Annotated in this window: 16 protein-coding genes; 12 read left to right on the forward strand and 4 right to left on the reverse strand. The window is 72.0% G+C overall.

Annotated elements, in window-relative coordinates:
- Positions 1 to 160: 160 nt before the first annotated feature.
- Positions 161 to 1,804 carry a penicillin-binding transpeptidase domain-containing protein gene (locus ACJX2R_RS31960; RefSeq protein ID WP_413102955.1) on the reverse strand — a complete coding sequence of 548 codons (1,644 nt, stop codon included), beginning with the start codon at positions 1,802 to 1,804 and terminating at the stop codon, positions 161 to 163.
- 160 nt (positions 1,805 to 1,964) lie between these two features.
- Complete coding sequence (locus ACJX2R_RS31965; protein WP_413102956.1) at positions 1,965 to 3,746, reverse strand: dolichyl-phosphate-mannose--protein mannosyltransferase; 1,782 nt, start codon at positions 3,744 to 3,746, stop codon at positions 1,965 to 1,967.
- A gap of 207 nt (positions 3,747 to 3,953) precedes the next feature.
- Between ACJX2R_RS31965 and rsmI the strand changes: the two genes are divergently transcribed.
- The 9 genes from rsmI (at position 3,954) to ACJX2R_RS32010 (ending at position 16,290) form a co-directional block, all read left to right on the forward strand.
- Positions 3,954 to 4,829, forward strand: a complete 876-nt coding sequence (gene rsmI, locus ACJX2R_RS31970) for a 16S rRNA (cytidine(1402)-2'-O)-methyltransferase (RefSeq protein WP_413102957.1) — start codon at positions 3,954 to 3,956, stop codon at positions 4,827 to 4,829.
- Between the two features lie 187 nt (positions 4,830 to 5,016).
- On the forward strand, positions 5,017 to 5,493 hold the full coding sequence (locus tag ACJX2R_RS31975; RefSeq protein ID WP_262700577.1) for a hypothetical protein: 477 nt from the start codon (positions 5,017 to 5,019) through the stop codon (positions 5,491 to 5,493).
- 144 nt (positions 5,494 to 5,637) lie between these two features.
- Positions 5,638 to 6,558, forward strand: coding sequence for a TatD family hydrolase (locus ACJX2R_RS31980; protein ID WP_413102958.1), 921 nt, complete (start codon positions 5,638 to 5,640; stop codon positions 6,556 to 6,558).
- Positions 6,559 to 6,666: 108 nt separating this feature from the next.
- Positions 6,667 to 7,878, forward strand: coding sequence for a ubiquitin-like domain-containing protein (locus tag ACJX2R_RS31985; RefSeq protein WP_413102959.1), 1,212 nt, complete (start codon positions 6,667 to 6,669; stop codon positions 7,876 to 7,878).
- A gap of 181 nt (positions 7,879 to 8,059) precedes the next feature.
- The gene (rsmA, locus tag ACJX2R_RS31990; RefSeq protein ID WP_413102960.1) at positions 8,060 to 8,926 is read left to right on the forward strand and encodes a 16S rRNA (adenine(1518)-N(6)/adenine(1519)-N(6))-dimethyltransferase RsmA; all 867 of its coding nucleotides are present in this window, start codon (positions 8,060 to 8,062) and stop codon (positions 8,924 to 8,926) included.
- A gap of 1,107 nt (positions 8,927 to 10,033) precedes the next feature.
- Positions 10,034 to 10,960, forward strand: a complete 927-nt coding sequence (locus tag ACJX2R_RS31995; protein WP_413102961.1) for a 4-(cytidine 5'-diphospho)-2-C-methyl-D-erythritol kinase — start codon at positions 10,034 to 10,036, stop codon at positions 10,958 to 10,960.
- 371 nt (positions 10,961 to 11,331) lie between these two features.
- The gene (locus ACJX2R_RS32000) at positions 11,332 to 13,152 is read left to right on the forward strand and encodes an ABC-F family ATP-binding cassette domain-containing protein (RefSeq protein WP_413102962.1); all 1,821 of its coding nucleotides are present in this window, start codon (positions 11,332 to 11,334) and stop codon (positions 13,150 to 13,152) included.
- 270 nt (positions 13,153 to 13,422) lie between these two features.
- Positions 13,423 to 15,258 carry a hypothetical protein gene (locus tag ACJX2R_RS32005; RefSeq protein ID WP_413102963.1) on the forward strand — a complete coding sequence of 612 codons (1,836 nt, stop codon included), beginning with the start codon at positions 13,423 to 13,425 and terminating at the stop codon, positions 15,256 to 15,258.
- Between the two features lie 315 nt (positions 15,259 to 15,573).
- Positions 15,574 to 16,290 carry a helix-turn-helix transcriptional regulator gene (locus ACJX2R_RS32010; RefSeq protein ID WP_413102964.1) on the forward strand — a complete coding sequence of 239 codons (717 nt, stop codon included), beginning with the start codon at positions 15,574 to 15,576 and terminating at the stop codon, positions 16,288 to 16,290.
- A gap of 72 nt (positions 16,291 to 16,362) precedes the next feature.
- On the opposite strand, the gene ACJX2R_RS32015 is transcribed toward ACJX2R_RS32010, so the two are convergent.
- Together ACJX2R_RS32015 and ACJX2R_RS32020 are read right to left on the reverse strand one after the other, a co-directional pair.
- The gene (locus tag ACJX2R_RS32015) at positions 16,363 to 16,740 is read right to left on the reverse strand and encodes a hypothetical protein (RefSeq protein WP_262700585.1); all 378 of its coding nucleotides are present in this window, start codon (positions 16,738 to 16,740) and stop codon (positions 16,363 to 16,365) included.
- Between the two features lie 27 nt (positions 16,741 to 16,767).
- Complete coding sequence (locus tag ACJX2R_RS32020; protein WP_413102965.1) at positions 16,768 to 18,438, reverse strand: sodium:solute symporter family protein; 1,671 nt, start codon at positions 18,436 to 18,438, stop codon at positions 16,768 to 16,770.
- A gap of 162 nt (positions 18,439 to 18,600) precedes the next feature.
- Between ACJX2R_RS32020 and galT the strand changes: the two genes are divergently transcribed.
- Genes galT through galK form a run of 3 tightly spaced genes read left to right on the forward strand, consistent with a single transcriptional unit; the run spans position 18,601 to position 21,817 of the window.
- A complete protein-coding gene (galT, locus tag ACJX2R_RS32025) occupies positions 18,601 to 19,644 on the forward strand; it encodes a galactose-1-phosphate uridylyltransferase (protein ID WP_413102966.1) in 1,044 nt (347 codons plus the stop codon).
- Entirely contained in the window at positions 19,641 to 20,618 is a 978-nt protein-coding gene (gene galE / locus ACJX2R_RS32030; protein ID WP_262700588.1) for a UDP-glucose 4-epimerase GalE, read from the forward strand. Before galT ends, galE begins: the two co-directional genes overlap by 4 nt.
- A complete protein-coding gene (gene galK / locus ACJX2R_RS32035) occupies positions 20,615 to 21,817 on the forward strand; it encodes a galactokinase (RefSeq protein WP_413102967.1) in 1,203 nt (400 codons plus the stop codon). Before galE ends, galK begins: the two co-directional genes overlap by 4 nt.
- The last annotated feature ends 224 nt before the right edge of the window (positions 21,818 to 22,041 follow it).

The following is a 22,041-nucleotide window of genomic DNA, read 5'->3' on the forward strand; positions in this document are numbered from 1 at the left end:
GGACCGACGCTATCGACGCCTCCGCGACCCCCGCCAGGACTTTTCCCGTCGCTGGCCTCCGGGCTCCGCTGACCGCCCCACCAGCCGAACGCGAAGGAGCCGGGCGGACGCTCGTCGCGCCCGCCCGGCTCCCGGCCATCACGCCGGTGGTGCCGTCGGCTCAGCCGCCCGCGCGCAGCAGGGCCGCCACGATCGGGCCCGCCGTGTCGCCTCCGTGGCCGCCCTCGGGGACCACACCGGCGGCCGCGACATCGTCGCGGTACGCGCTGAACCAGCCGTTCGGCTTCTCCTGGTTGTCCACCTCGGCCGAGCCGGTCTTGGCGCCGAAGTCACCGCTCATCCCGGCCATCGCCTCGGCGGCGGTGCCCGAGGTGGCCGTGAGCTTCATCAGCTTCTTCAGCTGGTCGTGGGTGCTGGACTTCATCGTCCTGCTCGCCTTGGCCAGCGTCCGGTCGTCCAGCGACGGCGAGACCAGGTACGGCTGGTGGAAGGTGCCGGTGGTGGCGGTGGCCGCGACCGACGCCATGTTGAGCGGGTTCATCCGCACGCCGCCCTGGCCGATCAGCGAGGCGGCCTTGGAGGCCGCGGACTGCACCGGCACGGCGCCGTCGAAGGTGGGCACGCCGGTCTGCCAGTTGAGGCCGATGCCGAAGACGTCCCGGGCCTCCTTGCTCAGGTCGTCGTCCTTCAGCTTCCCCGCCTGGCTGATGAAGGCCGTGTTGCAGGAGCGGGCGAAGCTCTGCTCGAAGGTGCCGTTCTTGATCTCGAACTTCTTGTCGTTCTGGAACTTCCAGCCGCCGTAGCTGAAGTACTTCGGGCACGGATGCGGCTTGCCGTACGCCGCAAGACCCTTGTCCATCAGCGTCGTCGAGGTGATGATCTTCATCGTCGAGCCGGGTGCGTACGAGCCCTGGAAGGCGGTGTTGAAGCCGCTCGCGGGGGAGTTGGCCAGCGCGAGGATCTCACCGGTGCTGGGCTTGACCGCGACCACCGACGCCTTGGTGCGCTTGCTCACCTGCTGCTCGGCGGTGCGCTGGAGCGATGCGTCGATCGTGGTGCGGAGCGTGCCCGGGGTGCCCTTGGAGAGCACCTTGAGGGTCTTGTCGGGGGACTTGGAGCCCTTGGCGCGCTGGATCCAGGTCTCCACGCCCGCCTCGCCGCCCGCCTTCTTGCCGTACCGCTCGCGCAGGGCGGCCAGGACGGTCTTGAGGGTCGGGTGCTCGGAGGCGGACAGCTCCTTGCCGTCGCGGTCCACCGCCTTGATCGGCGGTGCCTCGGACGCGCCGGTCTTGAGCGTGTCGCCCTCGGCGAGGTCGGGGTGGACCACGGAGGGCTTCCAGGCGACGACCGGCTTGCCGGTCTTGGCGTCGCGGGTCACGGTCAGCGAGGATTCATACGTCCAGGGGACGCTGTCACCGCCGGAGGAGAGCTGGGCGTTGACCGAGAACGGCACCTTGGCGCCGCTCGCCTGCCCCGCGTCCAGCGTGACCTTGGCCACCTTGGCCTTCTTGCGGTAGCCGCTCAGCGCCGTGGTGGCGGCGCCGCTGTCGTCCGTAAGGGCGGCGGCCTTCGCCGTCTCGCCCGCCGACCAGGCCGCCAGGAACGCGTGCGCGGTGGTCTTGACCTCGGCCGCGCTGGGCGGGCCGGTCTTCACCTTCTTCAGGGACGGCTTGTCGTCACCCGAGCCGGCGCTCGCACCGTCCTTCGGACCGGCTGAATCGTCCTGGCCGCTGCCGCAACCGGCCACACCGACCATGGCGGCGAACACCGCACCGACGATCGCGGCTCTCGCGCCACTCCGCATTTCAGAACCCCCACACTGTGTTCTCGGTTCCCCCCACCAGTCGATGGGGGGCCGCGGTGCCCGGCACTCTACCGGCACCACGTGACGCCCCCGCGCCCTCAATGTAGGGGGTGCGGGGCCGTGGCCGGATCCATTCGGTGGGCCCGGGGCGGAGCCGGGGTCAGATCCAGGTGTCGAGCCACATCCGGGCGCGCCAGGCGTCCATGGGCATCGTCTGGCCCGTGTAGAGCGGGAAGAAGTAGATGAAGTTCCAGATGATCAGCAGGACGAGGGCGCCCGAGCCGACCGCGCCGATCACCCGGCGGGTCTCGCTCGCGCCCGGTGGCCCCAGCAGCGCGCCGATCATCATCGCCACCCCGAGGCACAGGAAGGGCACGAAGACGACGGCGTAGAAGGAGAAGATCGTCCGGTCCTGGTAGAGGAACCACGGCAGATAACCCGCGGCGATCCCGCACAGGATCGCGCCCGCCCGCCAGTCGCGCCGCAGCGCCCATCGGAACAGCAGGTACAGCAGCGCGAAACAGGCCGTCCACCACAGCAGCGGGGTGCCGATGGCCAGCACCTCGCGGGCGCACTTCTCGGCGGCGTCCTTGGGGCAGCCCTCCTGGCCGGCCCGCGGGGACTCGTAGAAGTACGAGACCGGGCGGGACTGGATCAGCCAGCTCCACGGGTTGGACTGGTAGACATGCGGCGAATCCAGGTTGACGTGGAACTTGTAGACCTCGGACTCGTAGTGCCACAGGCTGCGCAGCGGGTTGAGCAGCCAGTCGAAAGCGCCGCCGGTGCCGTGGCCGCCGCCGCCCTCGGACTTGGCGGACTCGGCCCAGTGGCGGAAGTAGCCGCTGTGCCGCCAGCCGCGCCCCTGGTCGTAGCTGCCGCTCGCGGTGAACCAGCCCGACCAGGAGGCGATGTACGTGAGGATCGCCACAGGCACCAGTGAGACGAACGCCCAGCCCAGATCGCGCCGCAGCACCGCCCGGTAGGGGCGGAGGGCGCCCGCGGCGCGGCGGCTGCCCACGTCCCACAGGACGGTCATCAGGCCGAAGGCCGCCAGCACGTACAGCCCGTTCCACTTGGTGCCGATCGCCAGGCCCAGCAGCACCCCGGCCGCGATCCGCCACGGCCGCGCGCCCAGCTTCAGGCCCCCGGCGACCGCCGGGTCCGGCCGCGCCGCGCCGTCCTCATTGGTCGGCAGCGCGGCCGCCAGCCTGGCGCGCGCCAGGTCCCGGTCGACGAGCAGACAGCCGAAGGCGGCCAGCACGAAGAACATCACGACCAGGTCGAGCAGCGCCGTGCGGCTCATCACGAAGTGCAGCCCGTCCACGGCCATCAGCGCGCCCGCGAGGCAGCCGAGGAACGTCGACCGGAACAGCCGCCGCCCGATCCGGCACAGCATCAGCACCGAGAGGGTGCCGAGCACCGCGACCATGAACCGCCAGCCGAACGGATGCAGCCCGAAGAACTGCTCGCCGAGCCCGATGACCCACTTGCCCACCGGCGGGTGCACCACATACGAGGCCGCGTCGCTGAGCGGGATGTGCTGCGGGGCGTCGAGAATCCGGTCGTTGGCGGATTTCGGCCAGGTGCCCTCGTAGCCGTACTCCCAGATCGACCAGGCGTCCTTGGCGTAGTACGTCTCGTCGAATATGACGTTGTCCGGCCTGCCCAGATGCCAGAAGCGGGTCAGCCCGGCGCACAGCGCGACGAGCAGCGGACCGCCCCAGCCGCTCCAGCGGGCGATTCTGGCCGCCGCCGAGGGGGTCGCGCCGAGGATCTCCCAGAGCCGGGTGCCCGGCTCCGCGTACGGCGGGACCAGCCGCTCCCGTACGCCGGGCCTGGTCTGGCCCGCGTATCCGAAACGGCGCAGCCGGCGTTGCCAGGCCGGCGGCTGCTGGCCGGTGGCTTTGCCCGGCTGGGCGTGGGTCGCGGTGTCACTGCTCACCGGGCCATCGTAGGGAAGGGGTCTGTGAGTGTGGCGGGGAAAGGCGGCGAACGGGGATTCGTGCCCGGGGCGGCGGCCTCGGGGGCGAGCCCGCGATTGCCTCGGGGGTCGAGCCCGCAGCCGCCTAGGGGGCGAGCCCGCGGCCGGTCCCGGCGGACGCCACAGCCGGGCGGCGGGCCCGCCGCGCCCGGCTGCGAGGATGGGGGCGTGACTGGAACGCTCGTACTGGCAGGGACCCCCATCGGCGCCACGGCGGACGCGCCCCCGAGGCTGGCCGCCGAACTCGTGGCCGCCGATGTGATCGCCGCCGAGGACACCCGGCGGCTGCGCCGCCTCACCCAGGCCCTGGACGTGCGCCCGGCCGGCCGGGTGGTGTCCTACTTCGAGGGCAACGAGTCTGCCCGCACGCCAGAGCTGGTCGAATCGCTGGCCGGGGGCGCCCGGGTGCTGCTGGTCACCGACGCGGGCATGCCATCGGTCTCCGACCCCGGCTACCGGCTGGTGGCCGCCGCCGTGGAGCGCGGGATCACCGTCACCGCCGTGCCCGGCCCGTCCGCGGTGCTCACCGCGCTTGCCGTGTCCGGGCTGCCGGTGGACCGCTTCTGCTTCGAGGGGTTCCCGCCCCGTAAGGCGGGGGAGCGGCTGACCCGGCTGCGCGAGGTCGCCGACGAGCGCCGCACCCTGGTCTGGTTCGAGGCCCCGCACCGGCTGGACGACACGCTCGCGGCCATGACGGAGGCGTTCGGCCCGGATCGCCGCGCGGCGGTGTGCCGGGAGCTGACCAAGACCTACGAGGAGGTGCGGCGCGGCCCGCTGGCCGAGCTGGCCGCCTGGGCGGCGGAGGGCGTACGTGGCGAGATCACCATCGTGGTCGAGGGCGCCCCCGCGCCCGGCCCCGAGGAGGCCGGCCCCGCCGAGCTGGCCCGCCGGGTCGCGGTGCGCGAGGAGGCCGGTGAGCGCCGTAAGGAGGCCATCGCGGCGGTGGCGCAGGAGGCCGGGGTGCCCAAGCGGCAGGTGTTCGACGCGGTCGTGGCGGCGAAGAACGCCGCGGGAAGCACGCCACGCGAAGGTAAAGCCCCGTAGCGAAAAGCAAAGCTCAGGTTAGTAGCCGGGCAGTTGCTCGCCAGTTTCTCCATGGCCGTTGCCAAATCTCGCTCAAAGAGAGGGAAGAGGCCGTGCGGTGGCGCCGGGAAAGGCGTCCACTGGTTGTTGGAAGACCTGGGGCGATCCCATCCCGGAAGACTTGTCCTGTGTGACAAGAGGAGCTGCCATGAGCGATATAGCGGGAACCTCGAGCGGTGCTCATCCGATAGCCGCCCACACCCCCTCCGATCAGTCCGGCGAGGTGGCCCACGAGGCGTACGCCTTCGCCTGCATGAAGTGCGGGCACGGCTGGGAGCGGTCGTACGACATCGAACACCACGTGGACGGCGAGGGCCGTGCCTTCGTCGTCTACTTCACCGGCGGCCGGCGCGTCCCGTCCCCGCTGACGAGCCCCGACTGCGTCAACTGCGGTGCGCATCTGGTGCGGATCATGCGCTCGGGCCAGGTCGCCTCCGTCCTGGAGAGTGCGCGGCGCGGGAGGCCGCACACCACCCGGGACCGGGGGGAGGGCACCGGCGCGCCGGAGACCGAGACGGACGCCGCACCGGACCGCGCACCGGAAAACGAGGATCCCGCGCGACGCCGTGGGCACCATTGGCACCTCCCGAATCTGCTGCATCCCTTTCAGCACCACCGCGACTGAGTACGATCCGGTTCATATGAGCTGTTTCACATGAGCCGGTTCGAGTGGGTTCGTATGAGCCGGTTCACCTGAGCCGGGCGCGGGCCAACTGAGCGGCCGGACGCGATTCACCTCACATTCACCGGGATTCATAGAATCGCGACCATGGCGAAAACAGCATCGACCCCCGGCGGCAGTGGCAAGGCGAGCGGCGCGCAAAAGGAAAAGGACGCGCCCCCGCCGCCGCCGGAGCCCCTGCGGGTCCCGGTCGCCGATTCCCACACCCACCTGGACATGCAGTCGGGCACCGTCGAGGAGGCACTGGCCAAGGCCGCCTCGGTCGGCGTCACGACCGTCGTCCAGGTGGGGTGCGACCTCGCCGGGTCCCGGTGGGCGGCCGAGACCGCGGCGGCGTACGAGGGCGTCTGGGCCACGGTGGCCCTGCACCCCAACGAGGCGCCGCGCATCGTCCTGGGGGACCCCGACGGCTGGTCCCGGCAGGGCGCCAGGGAGCCCGGCGGCGACGCCGCCCTGGACGCGGCCCTCGACCAGATAGCGGCCCTCGCCGCGCTGCCCCAGGTGCGCGGCGTGGGCGAGACCGGTCTGGACTACTTCCGCACGGGGCCCGAGGGCATGGCCGCCCAGGAGCGCTCGTTCCGCCGTCACGTCGCCATCGCCAAGGAGCACGGCAAGGCGCTGGTCATCCACGACCGGGAGGCCCACGACGACGTGCTGCGGGTGCTCGCCGAGGAGGGCGCGCCCGACACCGTCGTCTTCCACTGCTACTCCGGTGACGCGGCCATGGCGAAGATCTGCGCCGAGCGCGGCTACTACATGTCGTTCGCGGGCAACATCACCTTCAAGAACGCCCAGCCGCTGCGCGACGCCCTCGCCGTCGCCCCGCTCGACCTCGTCCTCGTCGAGACCGACGCGCCGTTCCTGACCCCCGTCCCCTACCGCGGGCGGCCCAACGCTCCGTATCTGATTCCGCTCACCCTGCGGGCCATGGCCGAGGTCAAGGGCGTCCCCGAGGACACCCTGGCGACCGCCGTGGCGGCCAATACGGCGCGCGTCTTCGGCTATTGAGGGCGGTGGCGAGCCGAGGTCGGTGATCACACTGCGTGATGATCTTCCTTTGGAGAGTCACCCCCACTCCGCTACAGTCCCGGACCCAACGCCCTGACCAGTGGACTTGTGGAGTGTTACCGGAGTGTTGTCGTGAGCCGTAGGGCCAGCCACCGCGTCCCGGGCGGCCGTGCCGCCGCCCGCCGAGCCGCTCGCCGAGCCGCCCGGCCCGGCGCCACCGGCCGGACCGATCCGATGCGCAGGCTGCTGCCGCAGGCCATGGTGGTCGCCGCCCTGGCCGGCGGCACCTCCGCCTTCGTCGCCCAGGACAAGGCCGTACGGCTCAGCGTCGACGGCGACGCGCGCACGTTGCACACCTACGCCGACGACGTGGGCGAGCTGCTGGCGGACCGGGACGTCCGCGTCGGCGCGCACGACATCGTCGCCCCCGCGCCCGGGGAGCGGCTCGGCGACGGCGACGAGATCGCCGTCCGCTACGGCCGCCCCGTCACCCTCACCCTCGACGGGGAGCGCCGCCGGGTGTGGACCACCGCCCGCACGGTTGACGGCGCACTGCGCCAACTGGGCGTACGTGCCGAGGGCGCGTACCTGTCCGCCTCTCGCTCCGCCGCCATCACCAGCCGCGGGCTGCTCCTGCACGTCCGCACCCAGCGCACCGTCACCTTCCTCGCCGACGGGCGCCCCCACGTCGTCCGTACGAACGCGGCCACCGTCGGCGAGGCCCTCGCCGCCGCCGGGCTCACCCTGCGCGGCCAGGACACCACCTCCGTCCCGCAGGACAGCTTCCCGCGCGACGGCCAGACGGTGACGGTGATGCGGATCACCGGCGGCAAGGAGGTCCGGGACCATCCGGTGCCCTTCACCACCGTCCGCCGCGCCGACCCCACCCTCCCCAAGGGCACCGAGCTGGTGGCCCGCCCCGGCGAGCCCGGCACCCTGCGCATCACCTACCGGGTGCGCAGCGTCAACGGCGTACGGCAGCGGCCGCGGAAGATCGGCAGCGAGATCGTCAAGGCGCCCGTGGCCCGGATCGTCCGGGTCGGCACCATGACCGTGCCCACCGGCGTCGGCGGCCCGGCGGACGGGCTCAACTGGCGGGCGATGGCCCGCTGCGAATCGGGCGGCCGGCCCGACGCGGTCGACGGCTCCGGCCGCTACGGCGGCCTCTACCAGCTCGACCAGGGCACCTGGCACGCCCTCGGCGGCCACGGCCGCCCCCAGGACGCGCCCCCGTCCGAGCAGACCTACCGCGCGAAGAAGCTCTACCAACAACGCGGCGCCAGCCCCTGGCCCAGCTGCGGCTCCAAGCTTCACCGGTGATGGGGGCTCGGCCGGGTGGCCGGGTCAGGGGCGTCTGCCGGCGGTGGCCGGGGGAGGACCGAGCCTTGAAAGGGAGAACCGAGCCTTGAAAGGGGGAGGACCGAGCCTTGAAAAATCAGGGGGCCTGAAGAGGGGCCTGAAGGGGGTCTGAAGGGGCCTGAGAGGGGCCTAAACTTCCTGGGTGAGCTCCACCGACTCCGACGTTCTGCTCGGCCCCGCCGACATCCGCGAACTCGCGGCGCGGCTCGGCGTACGTCCGACCAAGCAGCGCGGCCAGAACTTCGTCATCGACGCCAATACGGTCCGCCGGATCGTCCGGACCGCCGGGGTGCGCCCGGACGACGTGGTAGTCGAGGTCGGCCCCGGGCTCGGTTCGCTGACGCTCGCGCTGCTGGAGGCCGCAGACCGGGTCACCGCCGTCGAGATCGACGACGTACTCGCCGCGGCCCTCCCCGCCACCGTAGAGGCCCGGCTGCCGCACCGCGCCGACCGGTTCGCGCTGGTGCACAGCGACGCCCTGCGGGTGACCGAACTGCCGGGCCCCGCCCCGACCGCGCTGGTCGCCAACCTGCCGTACAACGTCGCCGTGCCCGTGCTGCTCCATATGCTCGGGCGGTTCCCGACCATCGAACGGACGCTGGTCATGGTCCAGTGCGAGGTCGCCGACCGGCTCGCGGCCCCGCCCGGCTCCAAGGTCTACGGCGTCCCCTCCGTGAAGGCCGCCTGGTACGCCCACGTCAAGCGCGCGGGCGCGATCGGCCGCAACGTCTTCTGGCCCGCCCCGAACGTCGACTCCGGCCTGGTCTCGCTGATCCGCCGGGACGAGCCCCCGCGCACCACCGCCACCCGGGAAGAGGTCTTCGCGGTGGTGGACGCGGCGTTCGCCCAGCGCCGCAAGACCCTCAGGGCGGCGCTCGCGGGCTGGGCCGGTTCGGCGGGGGCCGCGGAGGAGGCCCTGACGGCCGCGGGGGTCTCGCCGCAGGCGCGCGGCGAGTCGCTGACGGTGGAGGACTTCGCCGCGATCGCCGAGCACGGCCCCGCGGCCTGACCGCGGACTCGCCCCCACCCCGCCCCTTCCCGCAGCATCCGATGCACGGCTCCACGGCGTGCCGGGGCTCGCTTCGGGCGTACACCGGCGTCAGGGACCGGAGCTTTCCCCACCCCGCCCCTCCCCGTAACCGGGGCTCCGCCCCGGGCCCCGGGCTGGGGGGCTGCCCCTGCGCCCTCCCAGGGCTCTGCCCCCGGCCCCCTGCCGCGCCCTTGCGCCCCTGCTGGGGCGGCGCCCCGGGCCCCGGGCTGGGGGCTGCCCCTGCGCCCTGCCAGGGCTCTGCCCTCGCCCCCCTGACGCGCCCCTGCGCCCCTGCTGGGGCGGCGCTCCGGGCCCTGATCCGGGGCTCTGGCCCTGCGCCCTGCCAGGGCTCTGCCCTCGCCCCCCCCTGCCGCGCCCCTGCGCCCCCGCTGGGGCTTCGCCCCTGGCCTCGGTTCGGCCGTGTACCAACAGGGCCAGGGCCTGCGGCCGGAGCTTCGGACCGGGGCCCGGCGCCTCGCCGGGTCACGGGGCGCAACTCCCGGAGGCAAAGCCCCCTGAGCGGGCCTGGACGGGGCCTGGGGCGGAGATGCCCCGCTGCCCCGCCCCAGCCCCTCCGGCGTTGAGGAGCGGGGGCCGGAGGCGGCGCCCACGGCGCAGGTGCCCCGCCCTCAGCCTCTCCCGTGTTGAGGAGCGGGTTTCGGGGCGGAGGCGTCCCACCGTCCAGCCTCTCCGGTGTTGACGAGCGGAGTCTGGGGCGGAGGCGTCCCACCACCCGGCCTCTCCAGCGTTGAGAAGCGGGGCCTGGGGCGCAGGCGCCCCACCGTCCAGCCTCTCCGGTGTTGAGGAGCGGAGTCTGGGGCGGAGGTGCCCCGCCCTCAGCCTCTCCGGTGTTGAGGAGCGGGTTTCGGGGCGGAGATGCCCAACCTCCCAGCCTCTCCGGCGTTTGAGGAGCGGGGCCCAGGGGCGGAGCCCCGGCGGGGGTGCGGGGGCGGAGCCCCCAGAACGGGGTCCGGGGGCTTGCCCCCGGTTCGGGAAGGGGCGGGGTGGGGAGCAAGCCCGCCGCAGGCCTCCCCACTCGCGGGACAATGGCCGCACCGGAACACCCGAACCCCACCGAGGAGCCCCGTGAGTCGCCCCGTGACCGCCCGTGTGCCCGCCAAGGTCAACGTCCAGCTCGCGGTCGGCGGACTGCGCCCCGACGGGTTCCACGATCTGGCCAACGTCTTCCTCGCCGTCGGGCTCCACGACGAGGTCACCGCCACCCCCGCCGACGCCCTCCGGATCACCGCCGAGGGCGCGGACGCCGGCCAGGTGCCGCTGGACCGCACCAACCTCGCGGCCCGCGCCGCCCTCGCGCTCGCCGAGCGGCACGGCATCGCGCCCGGCGTGCACCTCCACATCGCCAAGGACATCCCCGTCGCGGGCGGTATGGCGGGCGGCAGCGCGGATGCCGCCGGGGCGCTGCTGGCGTGCGACGCGCTGTGGGGCACCCATGCGACCCGCGCCGAACTCCTCGAGATCTGCGCCGAGTTGGGCAGCGACATCCCCTTCAGCCTCGTCGGCGGCGTGGCCCTCGGCCGCGGCCGGGGCGAACTGCTGACGCCGCTGGAGACCGGCGGCACCTTCCACTGGGTGTTCGCCGTGGCCGACGGCGGGCTGTCCACCCCCGCCGTCTACCGCGAATGCGACCGGCTGCGTGAGGCGTCCGGCGCGGGCGCGAGCGCCGCCGACGTCCCCGACCCCGAGCCCTCCCAGGCGCTGCTGGACGCGCTGCGCACCGGCGACGCCACCGCGCTGGCCGCCGCCGTCTCCAACGACCTCCAGCCCGCCGCGCTCTCGCTGCGCCCCGCGCTCGCCGACACCCTGCGCGCCGGCGCGGACGCGGGCGCGCTCGCCTCCCTCGTCTCCGGCTCCGGTCCGACCTGCGCCTTCCTGGCGAAGGACACCGAGGCCGCGCAGGCGGTGGCGACCGGCCTGGCCGCCTCGGGCACCTGCCGCACGGTCCGGGTCACCTCCGGCCCGGTCCCCGGGGCGCGGCTGGTCGACGCCTGAGCCGTGGTTGATGCCTAGCATGTGGTCGACGCCTGGGCCGCAGGTCGGCGCCCGAGCGTCCCGAGCGCGTGATCGGCGCCCGAGCGCGTGATCGGCGCCCGAGCATGTGGTCCGCGCCCAAGCGGTTGGTCGACGCCTGAGCGGCTGGTCGGCGCCCGAGCGTTTGATCCGCGCCTCAGTGTGTGGTCGATGCCCGAGCAGCCAGTCGACGCCTGAGCATGTGGTCCGCGCCCAAGCGGCCGATCGGCGCTTGAGCGGCTGGTCCGCGCACGAGCGCGTAGTCCACCCGTCAGCCAGCGGTCAGCGCCTGAGCGCGCCGCCCCGCGCGGCGACTACCCTGGGATGCCGATCGATCCGCGTAATGGAGTGTGATGGCGACCAACCTGGTCAACGTTGAATCCGTCGGCAAGGTGTACGGCACCCGTGCCCTGCTGGACGGCGTCTCCCTCGGGGTGAACGAGGGCGACCGCATCGGCGTCGTCGGCCGTAATGGCGACGGCAAGACCACGCTCATCCGGATCCTCGCCAAGCTGGAGCCTGCCGACGACGGCCGCGTCACCCACGCCGGTGGTCTGCGGCTCGGCGTGCTCACCCAGCACGACTCGCTCGACCCCGCGGCCACCGTCCGCCATGAGGTGATCGGCGACCTCGCCGATCACGAGTGGGCCGGTGACGCCAAGATCCGGGACGTGCTCACCGGGCTGTTCGGGGGGCTGGACCTGCCCGGCTTCCCCCAGGGGCTCGACACGGTCATCGGCCCGCTGTCCGGCGGTGAGCGCCGCCGTATCGCGCTCGCCCAGCTGCTGATCGCCGAGCAGGACCTGATCGTCCTCGACGAGCCCACCAACCACCTCGACGTCGAGGGCATCTCCTGGCTGGCCGGGCATCTGCGGGCCCGCCGCTCGGGCCTGGTGGTGGTCACCCACGACCGCTGGTTCCTCGACCAGGTCTGTACCCGGATGTGGGACGTCCAGCGCGGCGCCGTCCACGAGTACGAGGGCGGCTACAGCGACTACGTCTTCGCGCGCGCCGAGCGCGAGCGCATCGCCGCCAGCGAGGAGGCCAAGCGGCAGAACATGATGCGCAAGGAGCTCGCCTGGCTGCGCCGTGGCGCACCCGCCCGCACCAGCAAGCCCCGCTTCCGCATCGAGGCCGCCAACGCGCTGATCGCGGACGTCCCGCCGCCCCGCGACAGCGCCGAGCTGATGAAGTTCGCCAACTCCCGGCTCGGCAAGACCGTCTTCGACCTGGAGGACGTGACCGTGACCGCCGGGCCCAAGGTGCTGCTCAAGCATCTGACCTGGCAGCTGGGGCCCGGCGACCGGATCGGCCTGGTGGGGGTGAACGGCGCGGGCAAGACCTCGTTGCTGCGCGCCCTCGCCGAGGCCGCCCGCAGCGAGGGCGAACAGCAGCCCGCCGGGGGCCGGATCGTGGTCGGCAAGACCGTAAGGCTCGCGTATCTGTCCCAGGAGGTCGCCGAACTCGACCGGAACCTGCGGGTCCTGGAGGCCGTCGAGCAGATCCGGCAACGCGTCGACCTGGGCAAGGGCCGGGAGATGACCGCTTCCCAGCTCTGCGAGAAGTTCGGCTTCACCAAGGAGAAGCAGTGGACCCCGGTCGGCGATCTCTCCGGCGGTGAGCGGCGCCGATTGCAGATCCTGCGGCTGCTGATGGACGAGCCCAATGTGCTCTTCCTGGACGAGCCCACCAACGACCTGGACATCGAGACCCTGACCCAGCTGGAGGATCTGCTCGACGGCTGGCCCGGCTCACTCGTGGTCATCAGCCACGACCGCTACTTCATCGAGCGCACCACCGACCGGGTGCTCGCCCTGCTGGGCGACGCCACCCTGCGGATGCTGCCGCGCGGCGTGGACGAGTACCTGGAGCGGCGGCAGCGGGCCCTGGCCGCGGCCGCCCCGGCCGCCGCCTCGCCCGCCAAGCAGAAGACCGGAGAACAGGCCGCCCGGCAGCGGTCGGCGGCCGACCAGCGCGCCGCCAAGAAGGAGCTTCAGCGCATCGAGCGGCGGCTGGACCGGATCAGCGAGCAGGAGTCCGAGCTGCACGCGCGGATCGCCGAGCACGCCACGGACTTCGCCAAGGTCGCCGAGCTCGATACGCGGCTGCGCGAGCTGACGGGGGAGCGGGACGAGCTGGAGACCCGCTGGCTGGAGCTGGCCGACGACGCATGATGTGAGTGGCCTGAACGCATCGTGTGAAGAGGTTGTGCGGCGATGGCGCGCGCCCTGGCAACGGTCGCGTCACAGGCCGGTCTCAGCTGATCGATGACCTGGACACTGTTCCCTATTGCGCCCCTTACGGGTGATACAAAGAACTCCCGCCTGCCTTCCGCTCAATGGCGGGGTGCCCTGTCCGATTCGCTCCTTCCCGGGGGGCTTTGACCCACCGGGATCGCGGGGGAGGCCGGTCGGACGACGGGTCCCGCATCTGAAGGAATTCGCATGTCACAGCCGCCTCCGCCGCCAAACCAGCCGCCGCAGGGCGGCTTCGGCGCGCCGCAGGAACCTGGTTACGGCTACCCACAGCAGCCGCCCACGCCGCCTCCGGACCAGCAGGGCTACGGCTATCCGCAGGCCCCCGGCCAGCCGCCGCAGACCCCGCCGCCTCCGCCGCCGTCGGCACCGCCGGCGCCGCCGCAGACGCCCCCGCAGGGCGCCGGCGGCTACGGCTACCCGGATCAGTCGGCGCACGGCCAGCCGACCCAGGGCAGCGGGTCGCCGTACGGATCCGGCCAGCAGCCTTACGGTCAGCAGCAGTACGGCCAGCAGCCTTACGGACAGCCGCAATTCGGCCAGCCGCAGTACGGCCAGCCGCCGCAGGCCCAGTACCCCGGCGGCCCCGGTGGCTCCGGCCAGTCCAAGCAGCGCATGGCGATCATCGTCAGCGCCGTGGTCGCGGTCGCGCTGATCATCGGCGGCGGCATCTGGTTCGCCACCAAGGGCGACGACGGCGGCAGCGAGGCCAACGGCAAGGGCAAGGACAAGCAGTCCAGCCAGGGCGCCTCCAGCGGCACCACGGGCGGCGGGGACAAGCCCGCCAAGGCCGTGGACGCCAAGCTGCTCAACAAGGTCCCGATGCCCAAGGTCTCCGACCAGGTCACCGTCGAGGGCATGTGGGCCACCGACGACACCTTCGTGAAGGCCGGTGTCTACAAGATCGTCGGCTATCCGCCGAGCGGCGGCGCCGCCAAGTGGACGATCCCGCTGGACGGCGCGGTCTGCTGGTCCTCGGACCACCTCACCAAGGACGGGCTGACCACGGTCCTCTACCAGGAGGCCAAGCCGTCGGCCGAGGACAAGTACCCCGGCTGCACCGAGGTCGGGCTGCTGGACCTGAAGAACGGCAAGATGCTGTGGCACCGGAGCGTCAAGGAGGGTGACGAGAAGATCCGCTTCGACGAGGTCACCATCGGCGGCGGAACCGTGGCCGCGGGCGGCACCAGCGGCGGCGCCGCCTGGTCCACTTCGGGCCAGTCCCTGTGGAAGCCCAAGTCGGGCGAGCAGTGCTCGGACGACGGCTACGCGGGTGGCGAGGACAAGCTGGTCGCGGTGCGCCGCTGCGGCGACTACGACAACCCGCAGATCCAGGTCCAGACGCTGAACCCGAAGACGGGCGCGGTGAAGTCGGCCTACAAGGTCTCGCAGGGCATCGACTACGTCCACGTCGCCTCCACCGATCCGCTGGTGATCGGCCTGGACGCCGGTGACTCCACCGGCTCGGCGGTCTCGGACTTCCTGTCCATCGACGACAGCGCCAAGACCGGCAAGGTGCTCGGCAAGATCGGCACCGAGAACGGCAAGTACGACGCCAAGTGCGACTCGACCAACGTCGAGGGCTGCCGGAAGCTCGCCGTCTCCAAGTCGGCGAACGCCCTCTTCCTCGGCTCCGAGGACCGCACCGACTCCAGCGCCGCGACGGCCAACGAGGTCGTGGCCTTCGACCTGAAGACCGGCAAGCCGATCGGCAAGACCGACGGGGTCAAGGGCGCCGCCCTCACCCCGCTCGGGCTGGACAAGGACGGGTCCGTCCTCGCCTACCAGGAGAGCACCTGGGAGACCGGCGGCGCGGTCTGGCGGATCGACCCCAAGTCGTACGCCAAGACCAAGCTGTTGCAGAACCCCGTCGCCAGCCATGAGATGGAGCAGAAGTTCAGCCCCAGCTACTCGGAGATCATCTACTCCGGGGAGCACCTCTACATGAGTGACGTCTACGCCACCAAGCCCTCGGGCACCTACGACCGGGACGACCCGCTGGCGATCATCTTCGGCGCGAGCTGACGTGTTCGGCGCGAGCTGACGCGACGCGAGCCGACGCGGCGCGAGCTGACGCTCCGGCGTCCGCCCGGCCCATCCCACGGCGGCCCCGCCCGTACGACACCGTACGGGCGGGGCCGCCGCCGTGTGCGTCGGCGGAGCGCCGGGGCGCGCGCCCCCTGGGAACCCGGCCGCATCGATCGGATTGGGACGTCAACCGGACGTCAAGTAGGCACGAATGGCCGGGATTTCGGCATTCCGGGGGGCTTCTGCCCGGTAAGGGGCGCGCAACGTCGAACAAGCGTGTAGCTTTCCCCCCTGAGCGAATGGGGGGAGCTCATGGGCGTGCGACTCATGGTGGTCGACGATCACCGTCTGCTCGCGGAGGCGCTGGCCTCGGCGCTGAAGCTGCGCGGGCACCGGGTGCTCGCCGCGGCGGCGCCGAGCGCGGGCGCGGCGGACCTGGTGGTGAGCCGGGCACCTGAGGTGTGCCTGCTGGGCACGGCGGCACCCGCCGAGCCGGGGGTGTTCGACCCGGTGGTGCGGATCAAGAAGGAGCGGCCACAGGTCGCGGTCGTGGTGCTCGGTCCGGTGCCGAGCCCGCGCGGCATCGCCGCCGCCTTCGCCGCCGGGGCGTCCGGCTATGTGCGCCACGACGAGCGGATCGAGGGCGTCGAACGCGCCATGATGAAGGCGCGCGCGGGCGAGGCGGCCGTGGCGCCCCAGCTGCTCCAGGGGGCGTTCGCGGAGCTGCTCAACCCCGCGGCCCAGCCCGACGACGAGGGCGCCCGGCTGCTGCGGATGCTGACCCCGCGCGAGGTGGAGGTGCTGGTGCGGGTCGCCGAGGGCGAGGACACCCGGCTGATCGCGGCGGGCATGGGGATCGCCCCCAGCACGGCCCGCACCCATGTGCAGCGGGTGCTGATGAAGCTCGGGGTGGGCTCGCGGCTGGAGGCGGCGGCCCTGGCGGCGCGTACGGGGCTGCTGGACCGCGCGGCGACGCGCCGGACCGCGCCGCCCCCGCCCGCGCCGCAGCCGCCCGCGTCGGCGCCGTAGCCCGTACGGCGGCCCGTGCCGTAGCCCGTACGGCGCGGTTCGTACCGTGGCCCGTACGGCGGCCCGCGGTTCTCAGCCCGCTCCGGACCCGGGCTCCCGGCCTCCGGGCTCTCCGGTCCCGGGTCCGGCGCCGGGCCCGGGACCGCCCCCGGGCCGAGCGGGCTCCGGCTTGGGCCCGGCCCCCGGCGCGGAGAGCGGCCTGAGCTTCATCCAGAGCAGGAAGAGCAGGCCGACCGCGAGCATGCACGACCCCGTCCAGAGGTTGATGTTGATGCCCGACGCCTTCCTCACATCCGCGTCCGAGGCGGTGAACCCGGCGATGAGGACGATGATCCCGTAGATCACGAACAGCCCGCCGATGATCCGCCGCACATCGAACAGCCGGGCCGCGGTCGCCGACTTCTGTTCCAGCTCCTCGACCTCGTGCCGGTATTCGTACTCCTCACTCATGGCGCACGCTCCTTAATCCCGGAAGGGTCACAGGGAGAACGGGATGTAGCACAGGGCCGCGAGGATCAGCGCGCTCCAGCCCAGCACGGCCGGACGGCGGTACCACGCCTCGTCGCCCGGCGCCGGTGGCTCGGCCACCCCGGGCGCCGTGGTGCCGTAGACCAGACCGGCCAGCGACTCCACCGGCTTGGGCTTGGTGAACGGCGTCAGCGTGACCATCACCACCCCGCCGACCACGAACGCCACGATGGCGGAGACGAAGTTGGCGCCCTGGTCGCTGGGGATGGCGATGACATCCCCCAGGTAGAGCCAGAAGTAGTTGATCATCGCGGCCACCGTGCCGCACAGCAGCCCCCAGAACCCCGCCGCGGCGGTGGCCCGCTTCCAGAACATCCCGATGATGAAGACGCAGAACAGCGGCACGTTGAAGAACGAGAACAGGGTCTGGAGGTAGTTCATGATGTTGCTGAACGAGGAGGCGATGAAGGCCGTGCCCATACCGGCGAGCACCCCGATCGCCGTCACCACCCGCCCGGTGAGCAGGTAGTACCCGTCCGGCCGGCCCTTTTGCACATACGCCCGCCAGATGTCGTTGGTGAAGACCGTGTTGAACGAGGACACATTGGCCGCCATGCCCGCCATGAAGGCGGCCAGCAGCCCGGTCACCGCGAGCCCCAGCACCCCGTTCGGCAGCAGTTCGCTCATCAGCAGCGGAATCGCGTCGTTGTACTGGAGCCCGCTCGTCTTCGAGCCGATGCCCGGCTCCATGACCAGGGCGATCAGCCCGGGGACCACCACGATCAGCGGGATGAACATCTTGGGGAACGCGGCGATCAGCGGAGTGCGCTGGGCGGCCGAGAGGTTCTTGGCCGACAGGGCGCGCTGCACCTCGGCGAAGTTGGTCGTCCAGTAGCCGAAGCTCAGACAGAAGCCGAGGCCCAGCACGATGGTCAGCCAGTTGGCCCCCAGCGGGTTGGACGAGCCGATGCCGGTGCCGCCCCAGGCGGAGACGAAGTTGGGGCCGTGGGAGTCCGTGAGCGAGTCCTTGAGCCCGCCGAAGCCGCCGATCCGCCGGAGGCCGACGACGGTGAGCGGGATCAGGGCGGCCAGGATCACGAAGAACTGGAGCACCTCGTTGTAGATCGCCGAGGAGAGTCCGCCGAGGGTGATGTACGCGAGCACGAAGAGCCCCGCGACCACGATGGCCACCCACTGCGGCCAGCCCAGCAGCGCCTCCACCACGATCGCCATCGCGTAGAGGTTCACCCCCGCGATCAGCACCGACGCGACCGAGAAGATGATCGAGCTGAGCAGATGCGAGGACGGTCCATAGCGGTGCAGCAGGAACTCGGGGACCGACCGTACCTTGGAACCGTAGTAGAACGGCATCATCACCAGGCCGAGGAAGACCATGGCCGGAATCGCCCCGACCCAGTACCAGTGCACCGTGTACACCCCGTACTGCGCGCCGTTGGCGGCCATCCCCAGGATCTCCAGGGCGCCCAGATTCGCGGCGACGAAGGCCAGACCGGTGACCCACGCGGGCAGCGACCGGCCGGAGAGAAAGAAGTCGAGGCTGGTCTTGACGCTCGCTCTGGCGGCGAATCCCACGCCGAGGACGACGACGAAATAGAGGATCAGGATCGTGTAGTCGAGCACGTTGGTGGGGAGCCGTAGCCCTTCGGCCAGATAGTGCATGGTCTCGCCTCATCGCCTGAACGGAATGCACCAGAAACGTTCGGTGAACGTATCCGAATTCTTGTGGTTTGTCCGAGCACCTTCACCGCGCATTGACGGCACTGTTGGCTTGTGGTTCATTATGTTGAGTTGTGTTGGGTGCACCTGACAGGAGCTGGCGGAGTGAAGAAGACGGCGACGCGGCTCGCGGACGGACGCGAGCTGATCTATTACGACGCACGCGACGACGCGGTGCGCGACGCCGTCGACCAGCGGCCGCTCGACCCCATCGCGACCCGCTCGGAGATCCGGCACGACCGCCTGCTCGGCGACCGGGTGGCGATCGCCTCCCACCGCCAGGCCCGCACGTACCACCCGCCGGCCGACGAATGCCCGCTGTGCCCCTCCCGCGAGGGGCGGCACAGCGAGATCCCCGCCTCCGACTACGACGTCGTGGTCTTCGAGAACCGCTTCCCGTCGCTGGCCGGTGACTCGGGCCGGTGCGAGGTCGTGTGCTTCACCTCCGACCACGACGCCTCCTTCGCCGACCTCGACGCCGAACAGGCCGCTCTGGTGCTCGACGCCTGGACCGACCGCACCGCCGAGCTGGCCCAACACCCCGCCGTCGAGCAGGTCTTCTGCTTCGAGAACCGCGGCAAGGAGATCGGCGTCACCCTCGGCCATCCGCACGGCCAGATCTACGGGTATCCCTTTGTGTCCCCTCGTACACGGCTGATGCTCCGTTCGCTCGGCGAGCACCGTGAGGCCACCGGTCGGAATCTGTTCGATGATGTGGTCGCCGATGAGCTGGCCGACGGGCGACGGGTGGTGCTCGACGGCGAGCACTGGGTCGCGTTCGTCCCCTACGCCGCCCACTGGCCCTACGAGGTGCACCTCTACCCGAAGCGGCGGGTCCCGGACCTGCCGGCGCTGGACGAGGCCGCGCGCACAGAGTTTCCACAGATGTATCTGGAACTCTTGAAGCGCTTCGACCGGATCTTCGGGGAGGGCGAGCCGCCCACGCCCTACATCTCCGCCTGGCACCAGGCGCCGTACCGCATGGCCGACCGCGGTGAATTCGCACTTCACCTCGAGCTTTTCACCATCCGCCGCACTTCCGGCAAGCTGAAGTTTCTCGCGGGTTCCGAATCCGGCATGAATGTGTTCATCAACGATGTGCCGCCGGAGGCCGCGGCCGAGCGACTGCGAGAGGTAGCGAGCGAGTGAACACTGCGCAGCAGAAGAAGTACCTGGTCACCGGCGGTGCCGGCTATGTCGGCAGCGTGGTCGCGGCGCATCTGCTCGAAGCCGGGCACCGGGTGACGGTGCTGGACGACCTCTCCACCGGCCACCGCGCCGGGGTCCCCGAGGGTGTGGAGTTCATCGAGGGCCGCATCCAGGACGCCGCCAAGTGGCTCGACCCCTCCTACGACGGGGTACTGCACTTCGCGGCGTTCTCCCAGGTCGGCGAGTCCGTCGTCCACCCCGAGAAGTACTGGGTCAACAATGTGGGCGGCACCACCGAACTGCTCGCCGCGATGCGCGACGCCGGGGTGCGCACCCTCGTCTTCTCCTCCACCGCCGCCACCTACGGCGAGCCCGACCAGACCCCGATCACCGAGGACCTCCCGACCGCGCCCACCAGCCCCTACGGGGCCAGCAAGCTCGCCGTCGACCACATGATCAGCGGTGAGTGCGCCGCCCACGGTCTGGCGGCGGTCTCCCTGCGCTACTTCAACGTCGCGGGCGCCTACGGGGCGTACGGCGAGCGCCATGACCCCGAGTCCCACCTCATCCCCCTGGTGCTCCAGGTCGCCCAGGGCCGCCGTGAGGCCATCTCCGTCTTCGGCGACGACTACGCCACCCCCGACGGCACCTGCGTCCGCGACTACATCCACGTCGCCGACCTCGCCGACGCCCATCTGCTCGCCCTCGGTGCTGCGTCCCGTGGTGAGCATCTGATCTGCAACCTCGGCAACGGGAACGGCTTCTCCGTCCGCGAGGTCATCGAGACGGTGCGCCAGGTCACCGGCCACCCCATCCCGGAGATCGCCGCCCCGCGCCGCGGCGGCGACCCGGCGGTCCTGGTGGCCTCCGCCGAGCGTGCCAGGGAGCGCCTGGGCTGGCGCCCGACCCGCGCCGACCTGGCCGGAATCGTCGCGGACGCATGGGAGTTCGCGCAGCGGAGGGAGAGTCAGTGACGGACGAGCACGGCCCCGGGCGGGTCACGGCGGAGTTCCGCGAGGTCTACGGCACCGAGCCCGGCGGCGTCTGGGCGGCGCCGGGCCGGGTCAATCTGATCGGCGAGCACACCGACTACAACGACGGCTTCGTGATGCCGCTCGCCCTGCCCCACACCTGCCTGGCCGCCGCCTCCCCGCGCACCGACGGGGCGCTGCGGCTGCACTCGGGCGACGTCCCGGGCGGGGTCGTCGAGCTGCGGGCCGAGGAGCTTTCGCCGGTCGCGGGCGGCGCGGGCGGCGGCGACCGCGGCGGCTGGGCCGCCTATCCGGCCGGAGTGGTCTGGGCGCTGCGCGAGGCGGGGCTGCTGACGGGCGCGGCCGGTGGTGCGGATCTGCACTTCGCGTCCACCGTGCCCACCGGCGCCGGGCTGTCCTCGTCCGCCGCGCTGGAGGTGGTCACTGCCACCGCGCTCAACGATCTGTACGGGCTGGGGCTCACCCCGCCGCGCATCGCCCAGCTGTGCCAGCGCGCGGAGAACGCGTTCGTGGGCGTGCCCTGCGGGATCATGGACCAGATGGCGTCGGCGTGCTGCACCGAGGGGCACGCCCTCTTCCTCGACGCCCGTGATCTCACCCAGCGCCAGGTGCCGTTCGACCTGGCGGCCGAGGGGCTGCGGCTGCTGGTCGTGGACACCCGCGTCAAGCACGAGCTGGGCGACGGCGCCTACGCGAGTCGGCGCGCCGCGTGCGAGGCGGCCGCGCGGGCGCTCGGGGTGCGGGCGCTGCGGGACGTGCCCTTCGAGGGGCTGGACGCGACGCTCGCCGAGCTGGAGCGGCTGGGCTGCGACGCGGCCACCCGGCGGCGGGTGCGTCATGTGGTGACCGAGGACCGGCGGGTGGAGGAGGTCATCCAGCGGCTCGACGCGGGGGACACCCGGTCCATCGGGCCGGTGCTGACCGCCGGGCACGCCTCCTGCCGCGACGACTTCGAGATCTCCTGCGACGAGCTCGACCTGGTCGTGGAGACGGCGAACGGGGCGGGGGCGCTCGGGGCGCGGATGACCGGGGGCGGCTTCGGCGGCTCGGCCATCGTGCTGGTGGCCGAGGCGGACGCGGAGGCGGTGAGCAAGTCGGTGACCGAGGCGTTCGGCGCGGCCGGGCACCGGGCGCCGCGGATCTTCCCGGCGGTGCCGAGTGCGGGGGCGCGGCGGCTGTAGGGGGCCGTGCCCATCGGCCGTACCCACCGGCCGTACCCACCGGCCGTACCCATCGGCCCTTGATCGCCTCTTGATCGCCTCTCGGTAAATTTTCGCCGCTCGTGGATCTCGTACTCCCCAAGAGCGAACAAGAAACCCACAGTGAACGGGCGAGAGCGGTCAGTTTCGCTAATCCGCTTCCTATATGAGACCACGGCCTTACTCTGAGTACAGCGTCGGTGGGG

The sequence above is a fragment of the Streptomyces sp. Inha503 genome (assembly GCF_047215865.1).
GTDB lineage: Bacteria > Actinomycetota > Actinomycetes > Streptomycetales > Streptomycetaceae > Streptomyces > Streptomyces lycopersici.

Excerpts from the sequence above, each read along its gene's own strand:
- ACJX2R_RS31960 (WP_413102955.1), bottom strand. The coding sequence starts at position 1,804 with ATGCGGAGTGGCGCGAGAGCCGCGATCGTCGGTGCGGTGTTCGCCGCC.
- ACJX2R_RS31975 (WP_262700577.1), top strand. The coding sequence starts at position 5,017 with ATGAGCGATATAGCGGGAACCTCGAGCGGTGCTCATCCGATAGCCGCC.
- ACJX2R_RS31980 (WP_413102958.1), top strand. The coding sequence starts at position 5,638 with ATGGCGAAAACAGCATCGACCCCCGGCGGCAGTGGCAAGGCGAGCGGC.
- ACJX2R_RS32000 (WP_413102962.1), top strand. The coding sequence starts at position 11,332 with ATGGCGACCAACCTGGTCAACGTTGAATCCGTCGGCAAGGTGTACGGC.
- ACJX2R_RS32005 (WP_413102963.1), top strand. The coding sequence starts at position 13,423 with ATGTCACAGCCGCCTCCGCCGCCAAACCAGCCGCCGCAGGGCGGCTTC.
- ACJX2R_RS32010 (WP_413102964.1), top strand. The coding sequence starts at position 15,574 with ATGGGCGTGCGACTCATGGTGGTCGACGATCACCGTCTGCTCGCGGAG.
- ACJX2R_RS32015 (WP_262700585.1), bottom strand. The coding sequence starts at position 16,740 with ATGAGTGAGGAGTACGAATACCGGCACGAGGTCGAGGAGCTGGAACAG.
- ACJX2R_RS32020 (WP_413102965.1), bottom strand. The coding sequence starts at position 18,438 with ATGCACTATCTGGCCGAAGGGCTACGGCTCCCCACCAACGTGCTCGAC.